Origin of the sequence: Vibrio genomosp. F10 str. ZF-129, from assembly GCF_000287055.2 — a bacterium.
Classification (GTDB): domain Bacteria; phylum Pseudomonadota; class Gammaproteobacteria; order Enterobacterales; family Vibrionaceae; genus Vibrio.
In genome coordinates this window covers 134,046-151,140 of the sequence record NZ_AJYQ02000107.1, presented here as the reverse complement: position 1 = coordinate 151,140, position 17,095 = coordinate 134,046, and the positions used below count along the sequence as shown (strand labels likewise).

The 17,095-nt window shown below is 45.1% G+C and carries 15 protein-coding genes; 7 read left to right on the top strand and 8 right to left on the bottom strand.

What is annotated here, in order from left to right; genetic code table 11:
• Positions 1-3: 3 nt before the first annotated feature.
• Together A1QO_RS13560 and metF are read left to right on the top strand one after the other, a co-directional pair.
• Positions 4-2,415: a bifunctional aspartate kinase/homoserine dehydrogenase II gene (locus A1QO_RS13560; protein ID WP_017040585.1), complete on the top strand. Its 2,412-nt coding sequence runs from the start codon at positions 4-6 to the stop codon at positions 2,413-2,415.
• 287 nt (positions 2,416-2,702) lie between these two features.
• Positions 2,703-3,593, top strand: a complete 891-nt coding sequence (gene metF, locus A1QO_RS13555) for a methylenetetrahydrofolate reductase (protein ID WP_017036804.1) — start codon at positions 2,703-2,705, stop codon at positions 3,591-3,593.
• A 163-nt stretch (positions 3,594-3,756) separates the two neighbouring features.
• Here metF and zapB read toward each other — a convergent pair whose 3' ends face one another.
• Positions 3,757-3,999 carry a cell division protein ZapB gene (gene zapB, locus A1QO_RS13550; protein WP_017036805.1) on the bottom strand — a complete coding sequence of 81 codons (243 nt, stop codon included), beginning with the start codon at positions 3,997-3,999 and terminating at the stop codon, positions 3,757-3,759.
• Positions 4,000-4,336: 337 nt separating this feature from the next.
• Here zapB and glpX point away from each other — a divergent pair, with 337 nt between their 5' ends.
• On the top strand, positions 4,337-5,344 hold the full coding sequence (gene glpX, locus A1QO_RS13545; protein WP_017036806.1) for a class II fructose-bisphosphatase: 1,008 nt from the start codon (positions 4,337-4,339) through the stop codon (positions 5,342-5,344).
• Positions 5,345-5,437: 93 nt separating this feature from the next.
• Here glpX and A1QO_RS13540 read toward each other — a convergent pair whose 3' ends face one another.
• The 3 genes from A1QO_RS13540 to A1QO_RS13530 all read right to left on the bottom strand — a co-directional run bounded on the left by A1QO_RS13540 (position 5,438) and on the right by A1QO_RS13530 (position 9,263).
• Entirely contained in the window at positions 5,438-6,883 is a 1,446-nt protein-coding gene (locus A1QO_RS13540; RefSeq protein ID WP_017040902.1) for an ATP-binding cassette domain-containing protein, read from the bottom strand.
• Between the two features lie 359 nt (positions 6,884-7,242).
• Positions 7,243-8,889 carry a chaperonin GroEL gene (groL, locus tag A1QO_RS13535; RefSeq protein WP_017036808.1) on the bottom strand — a complete coding sequence of 549 codons (1,647 nt, stop codon included), beginning with the start codon at positions 8,887-8,889 and terminating at the stop codon, positions 7,243-7,245.
• Between the two features lie 80 nt (positions 8,890-8,969).
• Positions 8,970-9,263 (bottom strand): co-chaperone GroES, encoded by a 294-nt coding sequence (locus tag A1QO_RS13530; protein ID WP_017036809.1) that lies wholly within the window; start codon positions 9,261-9,263, stop codon positions 8,970-8,972.
• A gap of 258 nt (positions 9,264-9,521) precedes the next feature.
• Between A1QO_RS13530 and A1QO_RS13525 the strand changes: the two genes are divergently transcribed.
• A complete protein-coding gene (locus tag A1QO_RS13525; RefSeq protein WP_017036811.1) occupies positions 9,522-10,139 on the top strand; it encodes a helix-turn-helix transcriptional regulator in 618 nt (205 codons plus the stop codon).
• 159 nt (positions 10,140-10,298) lie between these two features.
• Here the strand turns inward: A1QO_RS13525 and A1QO_RS13520 are convergent, their stop codons facing one another.
• Entirely contained in the window at positions 10,299-11,276 is a 978-nt protein-coding gene (locus A1QO_RS13520) for a sensor domain-containing diguanylate cyclase (protein ID WP_017036812.1), read from the bottom strand.
• Positions 11,273-12,214 (bottom strand): response regulator, encoded by a 942-nt coding sequence (locus tag A1QO_RS13515; RefSeq protein WP_017036813.1) that lies wholly within the window; start codon positions 12,212-12,214, stop codon positions 11,273-11,275. Before A1QO_RS13515 ends, A1QO_RS13520 begins: the two co-directional genes overlap by 4 nt.
• A 368-nt stretch (positions 12,215-12,582) precedes the next feature.
• Between A1QO_RS13515 and A1QO_RS13510 the strand changes: the two genes are divergently transcribed.
• Entirely contained in the window at positions 12,583-12,924 is a 342-nt protein-coding gene (locus A1QO_RS13510) for a DUF3135 domain-containing protein (protein ID WP_017040705.1), read from the top strand.
• A gap of 18 nt (positions 12,925-12,942) precedes the next feature.
• Here the strand turns inward: A1QO_RS13510 and birA are convergent, their stop codons facing one another.
• On the bottom strand, positions 12,943-13,947 hold the full coding sequence (birA, locus tag A1QO_RS13505; RefSeq protein WP_017036815.1) for a bifunctional biotin--[acetyl-CoA-carboxylase] ligase/biotin operon repressor BirA: 1,005 nt from the start codon (positions 13,945-13,947) through the stop codon (positions 12,943-12,945).
• Complete coding sequence (gene murB / locus A1QO_RS13500; RefSeq protein ID WP_017040704.1) at positions 13,944-15,032, bottom strand: UDP-N-acetylmuramate dehydrogenase; 1,089 nt, start codon at positions 15,030-15,032, stop codon at positions 13,944-13,946. The genes birA and murB overlap by 4 nt, the downstream gene beginning before the upstream one ends.
• Positions 15,033-15,096: 64 nt before the next feature.
• Between murB and A1QO_RS13495 the strand changes: the two genes are divergently transcribed.
• Positions 15,097-15,528, top strand: a complete 432-nt coding sequence (locus A1QO_RS13495; RefSeq protein WP_017040703.1) for a GNAT family N-acetyltransferase — start codon at positions 15,097-15,099, stop codon at positions 15,526-15,528.
• A 149-nt stretch (positions 15,529-15,677) separates the two neighbouring features.
• Positions 15,678-17,018 carry a CDP-diacylglycerol--serine O-phosphatidyltransferase gene (pssA, locus tag A1QO_RS13490; RefSeq protein WP_017040702.1) on the top strand — a complete coding sequence of 447 codons (1,341 nt, stop codon included), beginning with the start codon at positions 15,678-15,680 and terminating at the stop codon, positions 17,016-17,018.
• Positions 17,019-17,095 lie beyond the last annotated feature (77 nt).

Sequence of the window (17,095 nt, the reverse complement as noted above, 5' to 3'; positions counted from 1 at the left end):
TTCATGACCATTTCACGTCAACTGCACAAATTTGGTGGAAGCAGCCTCGCGGATCCTGAATGTTACCGTCGCGTCGTCAATATACTCAAAGAGTATTCAGGCTCTGAAGATTTGGTGGTCGTGTCGGCCGCAGGCAAAACCACCAACCGATTAATCGCGTTTGTGGACGCACTCTCCAAAGATGGTCGACTCGCACACGAAGAATTACAAGCGCTTAGGCAGTTTCAAGTTGACCTGATTAACGCCCTTGTTACTGGTGATGTACAGCAAAGCTTGATGGCTCAACTCAGCGATGAATTTAGCACGCTTGGTGAGCTTACGGCTCCATTTACAGAAGCAGAACGTGCGGCCATTTTAGGCCATGGTGAGGTCTGGTCTGCAAGATTGCTGGCCGCTTTGCTTTCACAAAATGACCTGAATGCTATTTCTCAAGACGCTCGTGCTTTCTTGCGTGCGGAAGCGGGTACTCAGCCAGAAGTCGATCGAGCCAGCTCGTATACACTGATTAAAGAAGTGTTGGCTCAGCATACACACCATCGCATCATCATCACTGGGTTTATGGCGCAAGATAGCCAAGGCCATACCGTACTGCTTGGCCGTAATGGTTCGGACTATTCAGCAACGGTTATTGGCGCATTAGCCGAAGCCACCCAGGTGACCATCTGGAGCGATGTGGCTGGTGTATACAGTGCCGACCCACGCATTGTTAGCGACGCTTGCCTACTGCCACTGCTTCGTTTAGATGAAGCCAGTGAACTTGCTCGGCTTGCTGCACCGGTACTGCACAGTCGCACTCTGCAACCTGTCGCTCAAAGCACTATGGACCTTCATTTGCGTTGCAGCTATCAAGCCGAATCCGGGTCAACACGCATTGAACGTGTACTGGCTTCTGGTCGTGGTGCCAAAATCATCACCTCACTTGACGAAGTATTGCTGATTCAGCTTTCCTTTGCTCACAGCCATGATTTTGAACGCTTAGAAAACGACGTACTGCAAAGCCTAAAACGCGCCCAGCTTGAACCGCTGGCCTATGAAGCTCAACCCGATCAATACAAACTGCGTCTTGCTTACACCGCCGAAATTGCTAGCGGTGCCCTAAGCCACCTACAAGATGCCGCGATAGAAGCTGAAATTAAGCTCAAAGAAGGGTATTCCCTTGTGGCTGCTGTCGGTGCTGGCGTCGCTAAGAACCCAAATCACTGTTACGGCTTTTACCAACAACTGAAAGCTTCACCAGTCGAGTTCATCTCTGAATCCCAATCTGGGTTAAGTCTTGTGGCCGTGACACGTAAAACGCCGATAACGTCGTTGGTCAATGCGATTCATACTCAACTGTTCCAGGCACAAAAACGGGTCGCTATTGCGTTATGTGGCAAGGGTAATATTGGCAGTAGTTGGCTTGAGTTGTTCTCTAGCCAAAAAAATGAGTTAGAAAAACGCCGTGGAATGAGCTTCAATCTCGTTGCCGTCATCGACAGCCAAACGTATTGGTTTGACGAGCAAGGAATCGATGCTAGCGGCGTTGAGAAGCGCTTTAACGATGAATCGGTCACTCACAATGGCAAAGAATGGATTGAGCGACTAGGCTCGATTCAGGGCTACGACGATGTGATCGTTCTGGATGTCACCGCTAGCCAAGTGCTGGCCAATCAATACCTCGACATTGCTGCACACGGTATGCACCTTATCTCGGCAAACAAGGTGGCAGGATCCGCATCCAGTCACTATTACCATCAAGTTCAAGATGCATTCAGTAAAATCAATCGCCATTGGTTATACAATGCCACCGTGGGGGCGGGCTTACCGATCAATCACACGGTTCGCGATCTCCGTGAAAGTGGTGATGACATCATGGCATTATCGGGCATTTTCTCTGGCACTCTGTCGTGGTTATTCCAGCAGTTTGATGGCACTGTACCTTTCAGCGAATTAGTAGATTTAGCTTGGCAACAAGGGCTAACAGAGCCCGATCCGCGTTCTGATCTTGATGGGTCAGACGTTATGCGCAAGTTGGTTATCCTAGCCCGTGAATCCGGCCTTGATATTGAACCTGAAAACGTCAAAGTGGAATCGTTAGTGCCTCAAGAGCTGGCCGACCTTCCGCTGGATGACTTTCTGGATAAGAGCGCCCTACTGAGTGAGATTCTGGCCGAGCGATTGGAAAAAGCTCAGCGTGAAGACAAAGTGCTGCGCTACATTGCTCGACTCGAGAAGAACGGCAAAGCAACCGTTGGTATTGAAGCGCTCAATAAAGAGCACGCTCTCGCGAATCTGCTGCCTTGCGACAATATTTTTGCGATTGAGAGTAAGTGGTATAAAGACAATCCATTGGTGATTCGTGGCCCTGGCGCAGGGCGAGAAGTCACGGCGGGAGCGATTCAATCGGATCTGAACCTATTGTCGAGCCTACTGTAACCTGGACTGTTTCATGCCAATAATTGGGTTAGAGATTATCTAGCCCATTTTTTTCCTCTTTTCTTGCATCATCCTACTCATCGACTTAATCGTTGCTTGACTACCTACTTACATAACTCATTCAATAGCGACTTCATCTCTACTTGAGATTGGCTCATTATCAACATGAAAAAAATTCATAGTTACACTGTTGACATTAAATCGCTTTCATTACATTCTGTGGACATATAGACGTCTAAACGTCGATTTTAAAGTTTGGTGATTACATTGATCACAGGGAGAGTAAGATGGGATACACACACGCAGGTCACATAGACGCATTAAACCAAAATGTTGCTGAGCTTTCAGACAACATTAATGTGTCATTCGAGTTCTTTCCACCGAGCAGTGAAAAGATGGAAGAAACACTGTGGAACTCTGTTCACCGTCTGAAAACTCTACAGCCAAAGTTTGTTTCTGTTACTTATGGCGCAAACTCTGGCGAGCGAGACCGTACTCACTCCATCATCAAAGACATTAAAGACCAAACCGGTTTGATTGCTGCGCCTCACCTAACGTGTATTGACGCTTCTCGTGATGAGTTAATCCAAATCGCGGACGATTACTGGAATAACGGCATTCAAAGCATTGTGGCACTTCGTGGCGACATTCCACCAGGTGGCGGTGCGCCAGACATGTACGCATCAGATCTTGTGACGCTTCTTAAAGAACGCCATGACTTTGATATCTCTGTGGCTGCGTTTCCTGAAGTTCACCCTGAAGCGAAAAGTGCGCAATCTGATCTTCTTAATCTAAAACGCAAAGTGGATGCGGGCGCAAATCGTGCCATCACTCAATTCTTCTTCGATGTCGAAAGTTACCTGCGTTTTCGTGACCGCTGTGTCGCTGCTGGGATTGATGTAGAAATTGTGCCAGGTATTTTACCCGTGTCGAATTTTAAACAAGCGTCTCGTTTTGCCGCGATGAACAACGTAAAAGTACCAGGCTGGATGGCAAAGCAGTTTGAAGGTCTCGACGACGACCCAACCACACGCCAGCTCGTCGGTGCTAGCCAAGCGATCGATATGGTGAGAATTTTAAGCCGTGAAGGTGTGAAAGATTTCCACTTCTACACGCTAAATCGTGCTGAAATGACGTACGCACTTTGTCATACGCTAGGTGTTCGCCCACAAGGGTAATAGAACTCGCCTGCGGTCATAAAAACAAAAACGCCAACGAATGATCGCTGGCGTTTTTATTATGAATTCAAACAAGATTAATCGCGCTTTAAAGCAAACGAATCCGGCTTCAAAGAAAGCTCATTAAGCTTCAAACAATTATTTACAGGGTCTAAGCGAGCGCTTACTCAACTTCATCCATTTTACCCAATAGGCCACGGATACGCTCTTGCCATGCCGCTTGTTCTTGTTGCATCTGCTCTGTTTTTTGCTCTAGAGCTTCACGGTTTGCTTTTAACTCATTCGCTTCGTTTTCTAGCAGTTGCTTTTCTTCTTTTAGCTCTTCTACTTCCATTTGTAGCAGTGAAATTGTATCTACCGCTGTTTGAATCTTTGCTTCCAATTGCTCTAATACTTCAAAAGACATTTTAGCCTACCTTTCTATTTGCTTAAGTCGTTACTTGCTTAAGTGAATGTGTGCTTAAACGGGTGTGTGCTTAAGTCGTTGTTTGGTGAGTGTTGCTCTTGCCCCCATTCTACTCAGCAGCGAGCCGATAAACACGCGCTATATTCGATAATTTATATCATTCGCTCAAAAAACACACGCATATTGACAAACACCTGACCAAGCCAAGGTTCACGCTTCAATTTCTTTGAAAATATCATGCGCTAAATGGCCATTAGACAAAAAAGCAAACGTTTCCTTTTTGATGTGCTAAAATCTCGCCGAATTTTTCCTTTTCCCTCTCATATTTGGAGTCATCATGAAACGCGACTTAGCAATGGCATTTTCACGAGTTACCGAAGGTGCTGCATTAGCAGGTTACAAATGGCTTGGCCGTGGCGATAAAATTGCTGCTGACGGTGCTGCGGTTGAAGTTATGCGCAGCCTACTCAATAAAACCGACATTAGCGGCGAGATCGTGATCGGTGAAGGCGAAATTGATGATGCGCCGATGCTTTTCATTGGTGAAAATGTAGGTAAAGGCGGTGATGCGGTTGATATCGCGGTAGACCCTATCGAAGGGACTCGCATGACCGCTATGGGGCAGTCAAATGCATTGGCTGTACTAGCCGCTGGCGAGAAAGGTAGCTTCTTAAAAGCGCCTGACATGTACATGGAAAAACTCGTGGTTGGCCCTGGTGCGAAAGGCTGCATTGACCTTGATAAACCGCTTACAGAAAACCTTGAGAATATTGCGAAAGCACTCGGTAAAACATTAGATACATTGGTTGTCACCACACTTGCTAAGCCTCGTCATGACAAAGTGATCGCAGAGATGCAGGCCATGGGCGTGCGCGTTTTCGCTGTGCCAGATGGTGATGTCGCAGCTTCTATTTTAACCTGTATGCCTGACAGCGAAGTCGATGTTATGTACTGCATCGGCGGTGCGCCTGAAGGTGTGGTGTCAGCTGCGGTTATTCGCGCACTGGACGGCGACATGCACGGTAAATTGATTCCTCGTCATGAAGTAAAAGGCGATACCGAAGAAAACCGTAAATTTGGTGAAGACGAACTGAAACGTTGTGCTGAAATGGGTGTGGAAACCAACGTGGTGTTAAAAATGGAAGATATGGCGCGCAGCGACGATGTGGTTTTTGCCGCAACGGGCATCACTAAAGGTGACCTTCTAGAAGGCATTACCCGTAAAGGCAATATCGCGACAACGGAAACCTTAGTCATCCGTGGCCGCTGCCGTACCATCCGTCGTATTAAATCAATTCACTACCTAGAGCGTAAAGATCCAGAAGTACGCGACCATATTTTATAGTCGCAGTAAGCACTAACTTGCTCTAATGGCGATTGTAGATAAAAAGAAAGGCTTCCTCGTGAAGCCTTTTTTGAACATCACTGTTAGTGATCTTTAAGCAGAGTGAGTAATCACTACCCTATGCCCTTCTTCATCAGGCACAAAATCCATAAAATTCTGAACCGCTTCTAATGCATCTTCTTGATAGTGGGTCACATAAAGAAGTTGACTCAAATTGGCTTTAGCAATTCGGTTTAAAGCAAAATAAACCAGTTTTCGATTGATAAAATCGAGCCCCTGATACGGCTCATCAAGAATCAACAATTCAGGTTGTTTGATCAGGGCGCGGCCGATCAACAATAACCGCTGCTGGCCATAGTCGAGACTGCGAAAACTGGTCTTAGCAAATTCACGCATTTCCAAGACATCTAACCACTGATGAGCCGCTTCAATTTGCTTTTTACTCGGTTGATCGTAAAGCCCGATAGAATCATAGAAACCCGACAACAACACATCCAACGCTTGGCACCCTACTCGATATTGCAGATGCAATGCGGATGAAACAATGCCTATCTGGCGTTTTATATCCCAGATACTCTCACCACTGCCGCGCTTCATGCCCAATACATGAATATCATTGCAATAGCATTGAGGATGATCACCGAGAATCAGACCTAGCAAGGTGCTTTTTCCACAACCATTGGGACCGCGTATTTGCCAATGCTCCCCAGAGTGCATCTGCCAAGTGACGTCTTTGAAGATAACGCCATCTAGGTATTCCACTTTGACATTATTCATGGACACCAGCGGTTCACTCGTTTTTTCATTGGGTATTTTTTCAACCATCATCCCCAGTAACACGTCACTTTTTTGCTTTGATAGTGCTTGAATTTGTTGCCGAACCGGGTGGGAAGACCACTCTTTTTCGGTCATGGTTTGTGTTAAACGTTGATGATCAAACAGAGCGACATGGGTAATACACTTCGGTAATTCATCCTCCCGAGAGGTAATGATCACTAACTGCATTTGGCTGGAACACTGATTGAGTAATTCTGTCAGAGCGGCGCGGTGTTCGGTGTCTAACCCGGTGTATGGCTCATCGATAATCAACAATTGTGGATTCTGAACCAACGCTCTGGCGAGCATGACTCGGCGCGTTTCTCCCGTTGAAAGCTGTCTAAATTGTCGCTGGCGTAATCGCATCAAATCGGTTTTTTCCAACATCGTTTCAAGCTGTTTGGCCTCACAACCCACATCGATAAGCAACTGCTCAACGGACGTTCCATAATCTAAACTGTCTTGAAAGTCTGTTTCGTCTTTGGCAATTTCATCTTCGAGCAATTGCTGCTGCATTTCCAATGAGACGCATGAAATACGCTGCGGGAGGTTCTTAATCTCGCCACTGTCTGGAACTAAATCACCACTAAGGATCTTTGCCACCAACGAAGCACTGTGACTGTGGGCAGCGAATATACCCCAATGCTGGTTTGATGTGAGCGCCCAATCATCAATACTTAACGAAGCGGCATCGCTATGGTAGCGAAGCTTTTCAATGTGCATAACGTATCCCTGTTTTTATGATTGTTATTTTTTATTGTTGTGATCATGTCAGCCACTCTCATTGTCAGGCGATGGCCTTTCAGTACTTTCTTTTTCCCTCCCCCATATAGTGCAAAATATCATCACTATTATCCAGTCACACGCCAGCACCCATGTCGAATTACTGTATTAAATAAGCATCAACTCATTTTTCAGGCACAAAAAAACCGAGACTAAAAGCCTCGGTTCTCTATCTGATATTTGTTTAATTATCTTTAAGCTGTAACGTTTTAGAGCAAGAAGAAAGCACGGAGTTTACGCGAGTAAATGAGTACTTTCGACGCCGCTATCAAGCTTTACAGCAACAAGATAAACACAAATTACATCATGCCAGGCATTCCACCCATACCGCCCATGCCACCCATATCAGGCATAGCTGGACCAGAATCTTGTGGCTTATCAGTGATCATCGCTTCCGTTGTGATCATAAGACCTGCAACCGATGCTGCGAACTGAAGTGCAGAACGAGTCACTTTTGTAGGATCTAGGATACCCATTTCGATCATATCGCCGTACTCACCCGTCGCCGCGTTGTAACCGTAGTTACCTTCGCCAGCACGTACATTATTCGCAACCACTGACTCTTCATCACCTGCGTTAGTCGTGATTTGACGAATAGGTGCTTCCATTGCGCGAAGTGCCACTCGGATACCGACGTTTTGCTCTTCGTTGTCACCTTCAAGGCCAGCCACTTTAGATGCTGCGCGGATAAGTGCAACACCACCACCTGCAACCACACCTTCTTCAACTGCTGCGCGAGTTGCGTGAAGGGCATCTTCTACGCGGTCTTTTTTCTCTTTCATTTCCACTTCAGTTGCTGCGCCAACCTTGATAACCGCTACGCCGCCAGCCAGTTTAGCCACACGCTCTTGAAGTTTTTCTTTGTCGTAGTCTGAGGTTGCTTCTTCGATTTGTTGACGAACTTGAGCAACACGACCTTGAATCATCGCTTCTTCACCCGCACCATCGATGATGGTTGAGTTTTCTTTAGTGATGGTTACGCGCTTCGCTTGACCTAGGTCTTCTAGTGTTACTTTTTCAAGGTCTAGACCGATCTCTTCAGAGATTACCGTACCGCCCGTTAGGATAGCGATATCTTGCAGCATTGACTTACGACGGTCACCGAAACCAGGTGCTTTCACTGCTGCCACTTTCACGATGCCACGCATGTTGTTCACAACAAGCGTTGCCAGTGCTTCGCCTTCTACATCTTCAGCGATGATCAGAAGTGGACGAGACGCTTTAGCCACAGCTTCTAGAGTCGGAAGAAGTTCACGAATGTTCGACACTTTCTTGTCGATAAGAAGAATGAATGGGCTTTCTAGATCAACAGAACCTGCTTCTTGGTTGTTGATGAAGTAAGGAGATAGGTACCCGCGGTCGAACTGCATCCCTTCGACTACGTCTAGCTCGTCTTGTAGAGCCTGACCTTCTTCAACCGTGATTACACCATCACGGCCCACTTTATCCATGGCTTCAGCAATTAGGTTACCGACCGTTGAGTCAGAGTTTGCAGAGATAGTCCCCACTTGTGCGATCGCTTTAGTATCTGCACATGGAACAGACAGCGCTTTTAGCTCTTCTACTGCTGCGATAACTGCTTTGTCGATACCGCGTTTAAGATCCATTGGGTTCATGCCAGCTGCAACGGCTTTTAGGCCTTCAGAGATGATCGCTTGAGCCAGTACTGTTGCTGTTGTTGTTCCGTCACCTGCAGCATCATTCGCTTGAGAGGCGACTTCTTTCACCATTTGTGCGCCCATGTTTTGGAATTTATCTTCCAATTCAATTTCACGGGCTACAGAAACACCATCTTTAGTGATCGTTGGAGCACCAAATGATTTATCTAGAACAACGTTACGGCCTTTAGGACCTAGCGTTACTTTTACAGCGTCAGCCAGAACGTTTACACCTTCTAGCATCTTGATACGTGCGTCATTACCAAATTTTACGTCTTTAGCAGCCATCTTTATTTCCTTTAAATTTTTGATTCGATTTTTACTCGAAAGTAAATATTGAAGAGAAAAGTCAATTACTCAACGAGTGCTTATGCTTCGACAATCGCCATGATGTCATTTTCAGACATGATCAAAACTTCTTTGCCATCGATTTTCTCAGTCTTAGTACCGTAGCCTTCTGCAAAAATTACGGTATCGCCAACTTTTACATCCAATGCTTGGACAGTACCGTTTTCTAGGATGCGGCCTTTACCCACAGCAACAACGATACCGCGAGTTGATTTTTCAGCCGCTGAACCTGTTAGTACGATACCACCCGCTGACTTTGATTCAGCTTCTTGGCGTTCTACGATAACTCTGTCGTGTAATGGACGAATGTTCATCGGTCGTCTCTCCTAAAAATTTCCATGAGGTTTGAGAAATGCTGACACCTAATGTTTTCAAAGGTGTTGCAGCGGTTGAAAGAGATGTGGGGGCATTCCCAATAATCCCAAGGGGGGAAGGACATTTTTTTGTGACCAAACCTGCAAAACAACCTGATTACTGTGTTGGGGGGTAGATTCATAGGATCAATCTAAATAGTAAATTCTTTGCTTTATTAAATCGTTACGACATAATTAAACAAAGCGAATGAGGAAAACATGAAAAGTAGCGAAAAAATACTGCAAGCGATCAAGAAAAACGGTGAGATCACCGCAAAGCAGTTAGCCCTTGATTTGGCTATGACCACAATGGGCGCTCGCCAGCACTTACAGTTGTTAGAAGACGATGGGTTGTTGAGCTACCAAGACCTCAAAGTCAAAGTTGGCAGACCAACGAGACATTGGTCACTGACCAACAAAGGCCATGCGCATTTTGCTGATAGCCATGGAGAACTGTCGGTTCAAATGATCGATTCTGTTGAGCGTGTTTTTGGTCTTGAAGGCTTAGAGAAAATAGCTCAAGACAGAGAAAATCAGACCCTAGTGTCTTATCAAAAGCTCATTAATACTTCTCAGTCACTGGAACAAAAACTGGCGATTATTGTTGAGCAGCGCAGTAATGAAGGTTACATGGCTGAATTTGAAAAACTCGATGATGGCTACTTGCTTATTGAAAATCATTGTCCAATCTGTAAAGCGGCGACACGAAATACGGTACTTTGTCGCTCTGAATTAAACGTGTTTCAAGCGCTACTTGGTAAGGATCACCAGGTTCAACGCATTGAACACATTGTGCAAGGTCAGCGACGCTGCGCTTATCACATCAGTGAAGGCTAACTCTGTAAAGACTCCTCCAATAGAGGCGAGCTCAGTGAAGGCCTACGCAATGAAATCCAACTCTGCGAAAACTGGCTCTGCCACCGCAAACTCTGATGCTCTACCCCTTACTTCTTATTTCTGGCCTCTTACCTCTTGCCTTTCTATTCACGCATAGCATTAAGCGGGGACGGAATGAACCGTGGTCATATTGCGACCGTTTTCTTTGGATTTGTATAACGCGGTATCGGCGGCTTCAATCCAACCGGTGGCTGAATCAATAGCACTGCGGTTAAACTCACACACCCCGAGGCTAATGGTGTAATTAATAGTCCCTTGTGGCGAACCGATTTGGCTTTCTTCAATTCTCTTACGTAGCCGTTCTGCAAAATACAACGCTTGTTCATGACAGGTATTAGGCAGCAAGACGGCAAATTCTTCTCCCCCATAGCGTCCAACAAAATCACTGCCTCTTGAGGTTTTCTGTGCAAGTTGAGCGGTATGACGAATCACTTCATCACCAATGCTGTGCCCGTAGTTATCATTCACCCGCTTAAAGAAATCGATATCAAACATGATGAGAGTCGACACACGATCATCGTCGATTTTGAGGCGATTGTATTCTTCGATTAACGAATCTTCCCAACACGCTCGATTGAGTAGGCCCGTTAACCCATCAATGCGGCTCTTATGTTCGAGCTTGCGATTGGATTCATGCAAAAGCATTTTGCTTTGCGCGGTATCGGAAACGTCACTGATCATCACGCATAGGTGAGAAACCTGACCGGATAAAGAGCTCAATGGTGTGATGACCATATTCTGATGCATCTGCTCTAACCCACGAGAAGCAGGTGAAAAATTATTAAATTCGAAGATATAGGCGCGATCTTCCCAGGAAGAAAAACCTTGTGTCCCCAAAGAGATGGTGGCGTTGAACTTAGCTTCCATCCAGGCTTCTGGAAGATCTTTACACACACTGAACAGCGGCTTTTGTAAAATTTTGGCTGACGATATTCCGCTGTACGACTGCATGAAACGATTCCAAGCCACGACTTTAAATTCAAGATCAAGAACAAAAATCCCGACATCCATCGTGTCGATAACTTGGGTATACCAATGCAGCTCTTCAACCACATTTAAATTGGTTTCATGGCTCATATGGACTCCATAATACAGTTAATCACCTTTTCTGAGGACTGATCAAACATAAACAGCACCTCACATTCAAACGCTTGATCATCTCGATAAATAAATTCAAGTGCTAAGGTATCATCGCCAATACAACTCGGTTTTGCATATACGCGTGTATCCACCACCACCGGTTGACGTAATGAAACACTGACGTCCATTTGTTCACAGAGAGAAGTCATAAATGAAGACACAAATAGGTTAGCCACATTCAGCACGACTTCATTGTAAGAGTTATCATCACTGGTGAACCCCAAGCGCTCGCCGATGTGCCCAATCCCATCACCATGAAGGCATATCAACGCCTCACCATGCATCCCACTTCCCACAAAACGCTGAGTAACCGCCGCGACTTCATCTCGATACAAAGCATCACGCAGCATCATATCCAGTTCCGCTTTTTCAATTTTACTGACGGTTGGTACAGGCAGATGAATAAATTCACCCAGCACTTTGGCTAAGGTGGCAGCACCTTGCCCAAGCGCTATATTGGCGATCTCTTTAAATTTCACCTGCGGGGAGATGTCGTCAACTCTGGGCCCGTTACTTTTGAACACCAAACCTAAACGAGTAAACACCTCTGCCGCATAGCTACTGGAAAACGGTTTTTGAATAAAGAGATACGCGCCTAAATCCATACATCGACTTACTGCCTGGGGTTGAACATCCCCCGAGACAACGACAACTTTGGTGGAAATATGCTTGGGAATGGCTTTTAGTACCTGGTAGCCATCCATTTCGGGCATGGTAAGATCTAGAAATAGCACATCAATAGCGTATTGGTGCAAAAGCTCTAATGCTTGGCGTCCATGTTGAGCGAACAGCAAATTTTGATTCGGTAATAACTCGATACTTCGCGCCAGCATTTTTCGGGCGAGCGCGGAATCATCGCAGATAAGAATATTCATGCTTAATAGTTATGTCGAGGTTATGAAGATCACTGAGCCACGAAGGTAAGTTTCCAGCAACCATTTTGGAATGAAGTTCACTCCACCAGCACCAATTAGGTAATTAGCCAGACATGAATACAGCATGTTAATTAGGGGGTAAAGATATCCTTAACAAAATTAGAGCCTTGCTCATGTTTATTTCTATTTTACTGCTTGAATTCATCGAAATAATCAATATCTAAATGCATATCAATTCTATTAATGGAACAAAAATCACCGTCTCACAAATGAGAATAAAGACGTTAGTTCAAACTTTAATCTATTTGATTGGTTACGCTTAAGGTAGTGTTGATAAATCCATCAACGCTGTGATAGAGGAAACAGACATGAATGCCTCACCTTTAAATCAGACTCTGCCACCTTTTGATGAGTTGGTCGACTTAGCCAAACACAACCCAGATGCGTTTGTGCAATTTAAAAAAGAGATGTGTGAAGAGATGATTCTTTCCGCTTCCAGCGAAATGCAAGATCGCCTTTGGGCTCAGCAGAGTCACATTGATCGAGTGGTTGATCGTTGCAAAAATCCGACTCACGCTAATGTTTTGTTAATGAAAGAGCTATCACAGCAGATGCATCGCTTTCAAAATGTCTTGGATGGCAATGTGCCAAAACAAGAAAACAGCGCTCAGATTATTCCGTTCAGACCAAAAGAAGAGCAGTGGCGCTAAATCCACGCCACTAATATTTTACGGTGTTTCATTATTGCGTAATGAAATTTCACCACCAATGAAGCGCTCAACGCCCTGATCGGTTTCAAGCAGCACAGCCCCTTGGGCGTCGATACCTTTCGATATACCTTCAATTTCACGTGAGCCCATAACCAGCTTCACCTTACGACCTAAATAGTTGTCTAAGCGGTTCCAGCGTTCAACGAACCCTGTCATTCCATACAACTCATAATCGTTTAATGTACTTTGCAAGGTATTGACTAAAGTCACCGCCAAATCATTTCGATCAAAAGTTTGAGGATGAGGTTGAGCATCACACACTTCAGATAAGCTGACCCACGGCTGAGTGATCTTTTGGGTGACGTTCTGATTTATGTTTTGGCTGTCATTCGCCATATTCAGGTTGATACCCATGCCAATCACAAGATTAGCCGCTGCGCCTGCTTGACCAGACATCTCAACCAAAATACCCGCCAGTTTTTTGTCCTCAAAGTAGAGATCGTTCGGCCATTTGAGTTTGACGCCATCAATGCCGATTTTTTCCAGTGCTTCAACAATAGCAACACCAACAACCAGGCTCAGCCCCATTGCCGCAGCCATGCCCGCATCTAATCGCCAATAAATAGAGAGATAGAGATTACTGCCAAATGGCGAGACCCATTCTCGGCCACGACGACCACGCCCTTTGGCTTGATATTCAGCGATACATACCGATCCTGATTCCAATTGATCCACTCGGTCAAGTAAGTACTGATTGGTTGAATCGATAATCGGAACCAACTCTAAAGGCGTTGTCACTTGAGACTTAAGTAACGCTTCATCGAGTAACTGCATCGGTTTCGACAGCTGGTAGCCTTTCCCTTGCACACTAAAGACATCGACACCCCACGCTTGAATGCCTTTAATATGCTTACTGATTGCCGCTCGTGAAATGCCCAATTGCTCTCCAAGCTCTTGGCCCGAATGAAAGCCGCCTTGAGACAAAGTCTGCAATATCGCCAATTTTACTCGATGCTCTTTCATTCCTGCCTCTCCAGTAAACCTTTACGCTGTAAAATTGCTTTTAAGTTCGTTTCGCCAGTCGCATCCATAAAACGCACTTCATGTTCTAGTTCAATATTGTATCGCTCAAAGACAGCCTGACGCACTTTCGCCGCGAGTAGCACCACATGATCAGCGGTTGCATTATTGGCATTCACTATCACCAAAGCCTGATTTGGATGCACTTGAGCGCCACCAAGCATCATCCCTTTTAAACCACATTGATCGATCAACCAACCGGCTGCGACTTTCATCGCTGGATTGCCTTTTTCATCAATTGCAGGGTATGCGACTATCTGTGGAAAGCGTTCCTGTAGAGATTCAAAATGCGATTGAGTCACAATAGGGTTTTTGAAAAAACTGCCTGCATTTCCAACGTTTTCTGGATTGGGCAGTTTTTCCAATCGAACCTGACTGACACGTTCAAAGATTTGCTTGGCGGTCACCGTGGCTTTATCAAAGCCCTTTAGTGGGCCATAGCCGATATTAGGCTGCCAGTTTTTCGCCAACTTGAGACCAATAGCAACAACAACTGCTTTCTTATAAAGCTGATGTTTAAAAATAGAATCACGATAACCAAAAGCGCACTCTTCGGCAGTGAGGCGCTTTATTTGATGGTTTTCCAGGCACAATATATCCACATATTCACAGACGTCTTGAAACTCGATGCCGTACGCTCCGATATTTTGGATGGGCGCAGAGCCTGAACAGCCAGGGATCAGCGCTAGGTTTTCTAATCCATTGTAACCTTGAGCAACACACCACTGAACCAACGATGGCCAATCTTCCCCACCATTAACATGCAAATGATACGCAGAGTCTGATTCGCTCACTTCGATGCCCATCAACCGGCTGACCACCACTACTCCTTTATAATGCTCGGTAAACAACATATTGCTGCCTTTACCCAACATCAACTTCGGTAAGGCATGCCACTCGGCTGATTGATAGACATCCATAAGCTGCTGCTGCGTACTCACTTCAACGAGGTGATCGCAATATTGCTCAATGGCAAAAGTATGGTAAGAGCCAAGATTGGCGTTAGATAGAGATTGCATGGGCTTCATCGAGTAACTTAAACTGCCCCTATTCTACATGACAACGATACGATTAGATAAGAGGAAGGTCATAATGAGTGAGCTGACAATCGCGGTTCTCCCGACAATAAAAGTCCCCCTGGTCAATAAGCTCTATAAGGTTCACTACCCTTCAGGCAAAGCCAAAAAAGATGAACACATTATTACCGCCTCAAACCGCAGCTCTATTATTGCGATGGTTCGATTTCGCACGATAGAGCAATACCGCCTGCTCACTGGGATGCTTGTGATTCCAGAGCAGCGCGAACAAGGTGTCGGCCATGCTTTACTTAACTATTGCCAAGACAATGAGCTGACCAGTAATGACTTCTGTTTTGCCTACGACCACTTAGAGAGCTTTTACCGCGCTCATCAATTTGAAATTGTTGCCCTTGATGAGATGCCCAATTGCCTTAAAAATCTTTACCAACGGTATGTGAATAGTGGCCGAAGTCTCATTCCTATGCAGTTTCAGGTTGATAATTAAGCAACTATGCGCCTTTACTGGTCAACGATAGATTAAGTTTGGTAATATTCGTCTCTTGCAGTTTTTTTGCATTTTTCACACGGTTTATGATGCTCTATATTTAAGAGGGCATACCTCAACTTGTTAACGATTAAGGTGATACATCCAACATGATGGTCAATAGGAATCCATTCAATCGACTGCCAACCCTTGCACTAGAGCCTGAGAATTTTAGCGTTCTGTATTCAGCGCAAGCGTTTAGAACTCGCGTAGTAAAAGCGATTCAAGAGGCAAGTAAACGGATTTACCTTGTTGCTCTTTATTTAGAAGATGATGAAGCCGGTCGTGAGATCTTAACTGAGCTGTATAAAGCCAAACAGAAAAACCCCGATCTAGAAATCAATGTGTGTGTCGATTGGCACCGAGCACAGCGTGGGTTAATTGGCGCTGCCCCTTCAGAAACTAACGCGGCCATGTACCAATCTTTTGCTGATCAATATGAGCACAAGATTCCGGTGTATGGCGTTCCTGTTCGTGGCCGAGAAGTGTTTGGGGTTTTGCACTTAAAAGGGTTTATTATTGATGATGAAGTGATTTATAGCGGCGCAAGCTTAAACAACATCTACCTGCATTATCAAGATCGTTACCGATTTGACCGCTACCATGTATTGAAGCAACCGGCACTGGCTGACAGCATGGTGCGCTTTATAAGAGAATCTCTCATTGATCACCCTGCGGTGAACAATCTTGCTTGTGAAGATAAGCCCACCACCAAAGAGATTAAAACGGATATTCGCCAATTCCGCGCGTTGCTGGCTCAATCAAGTTATGAATTTGAATCAGAGCCCGTGAGTAACGAACAAATCGCGATAACGCCATTAGTTGGGGTAGGCAAGCGCCGAAATAAACTCAATAACAGTATTAATCAACTGATCGCGCAAGCTAAAGATGAGCTTTTCATCTGCACGCCGTATTTCAATTTCCCACCTAGCGTTGCTAAGGAAGTGAAAAAAGCGATAAAACGCGGTGTAAAAGTGACGATTGTGGTGGGTGACAAAACCGCGAATGATTTCTACATTTCACCAGAAGAGACGTTTAAAACCATTGGTGGGCTGCCTTACCTGTATGAAATGAACTTGCGTCGATTTGCTAAAGCTAATGAGGCGCATATTGCGAGCCGACAACTTTCTATCCACTTATGGAAACACGACAACAACAGCTTCCACCTTAAAGGGATTTGGGTCGATAAGCGTTACATGCTGCTTACAGGTAACAACCTCAACCCTAGAGCATGGAAACTCGATCTTGAAAATGCTCTTCTTATTCAAGACAACTACAACCACCTCACTGAGGGATTTGAGTTGGAAGTTGAAAACATCTTAAAGTACACCGAGATGATTTGTGCCTATCGCCAACTTGAAAAGATAGAGCACTACCCAGATCCTGTTCAAAAACTGATTCGTAAAATTATGCGCGTTAAGGCTGACCGAGTTCTGAAGCAGATATTGTAGCAAGAGTAGATCAACTTAGTTCCTTATATCAATGTGAGGAACTTAAAAAAAATAAAACACTTTTACTCAAAAATAAA

Excerpts from the sequence above, each read along its gene's own strand:
- A1QO_RS13560 (WP_017040585.1), top strand. The coding sequence starts at position 4 with ATGACCATTTCACGTCAACTGCACAAATTTGGTGGAAGCAGCCTCGCG.
- metF (WP_017036804.1), top strand. The coding sequence starts at position 2,703 with ATGGGATACACACACGCAGGTCACATAGACGCATTAAACCAAAATGTT.
- zapB (WP_017036805.1), bottom strand. The coding sequence starts at position 3,999 with ATGTCTTTTGAAGTATTAGAGCAATTGGAAGCAAAGATTCAAACAGCG.
- glpX (WP_017036806.1), top strand. The coding sequence starts at position 4,337 with ATGAAACGCGACTTAGCAATGGCATTTTCACGAGTTACCGAAGGTGCT.
- A1QO_RS13540 (WP_017040902.1), bottom strand. The coding sequence starts at position 6,883 with ATGCACATTGAAAAGCTTCGCTACCATAGCGATGCCGCTTCGTTAAGT.
- groL (WP_017036808.1), bottom strand. The coding sequence starts at position 8,889 with ATGGCTGCTAAAGACGTAAAATTTGGTAATGACGCACGTATCAAGATG.
- A1QO_RS13530 (WP_017036809.1), bottom strand. The coding sequence starts at position 9,263 with ATGAACATTCGTCCATTACACGACAGAGTTATCGTAGAACGCCAAGAA.
- A1QO_RS13525 (WP_017036811.1), top strand. The coding sequence starts at position 9,522 with ATGAAAAGTAGCGAAAAAATACTGCAAGCGATCAAGAAAAACGGTGAG.
- A1QO_RS13520 (WP_017036812.1), bottom strand. The coding sequence starts at position 11,276 with ATGAGCCATGAAACCAATTTAAATGTGGTTGAAGAGCTGCATTGGTAT.
- A1QO_RS13515 (WP_017036813.1), bottom strand. The coding sequence starts at position 12,214 with ATGAATATTCTTATCTGCGATGATTCCGCGCTCGCCCGAAAAATGCTG.
- A1QO_RS13510 (WP_017040705.1), top strand. The coding sequence starts at position 12,583 with ATGAATGCCTCACCTTTAAATCAGACTCTGCCACCTTTTGATGAGTTG.
- birA (WP_017036815.1), bottom strand. The coding sequence starts at position 13,947 with ATGAAAGAGCATCGAGTAAAATTGGCGATATTGCAGACTTTGTCTCAA.
- murB (WP_017040704.1), bottom strand. The coding sequence starts at position 15,032 with ATGAAGCCCATGCAATCTCTATCTAACGCCAATCTTGGCTCTTACCAT.
- A1QO_RS13495 (WP_017040703.1), top strand. The coding sequence starts at position 15,097 with ATGAGTGAGCTGACAATCGCGGTTCTCCCGACAATAAAAGTCCCCCTG.
- pssA (WP_017040702.1), top strand. The coding sequence starts at position 15,678 with ATGATGGTCAATAGGAATCCATTCAATCGACTGCCAACCCTTGCACTA.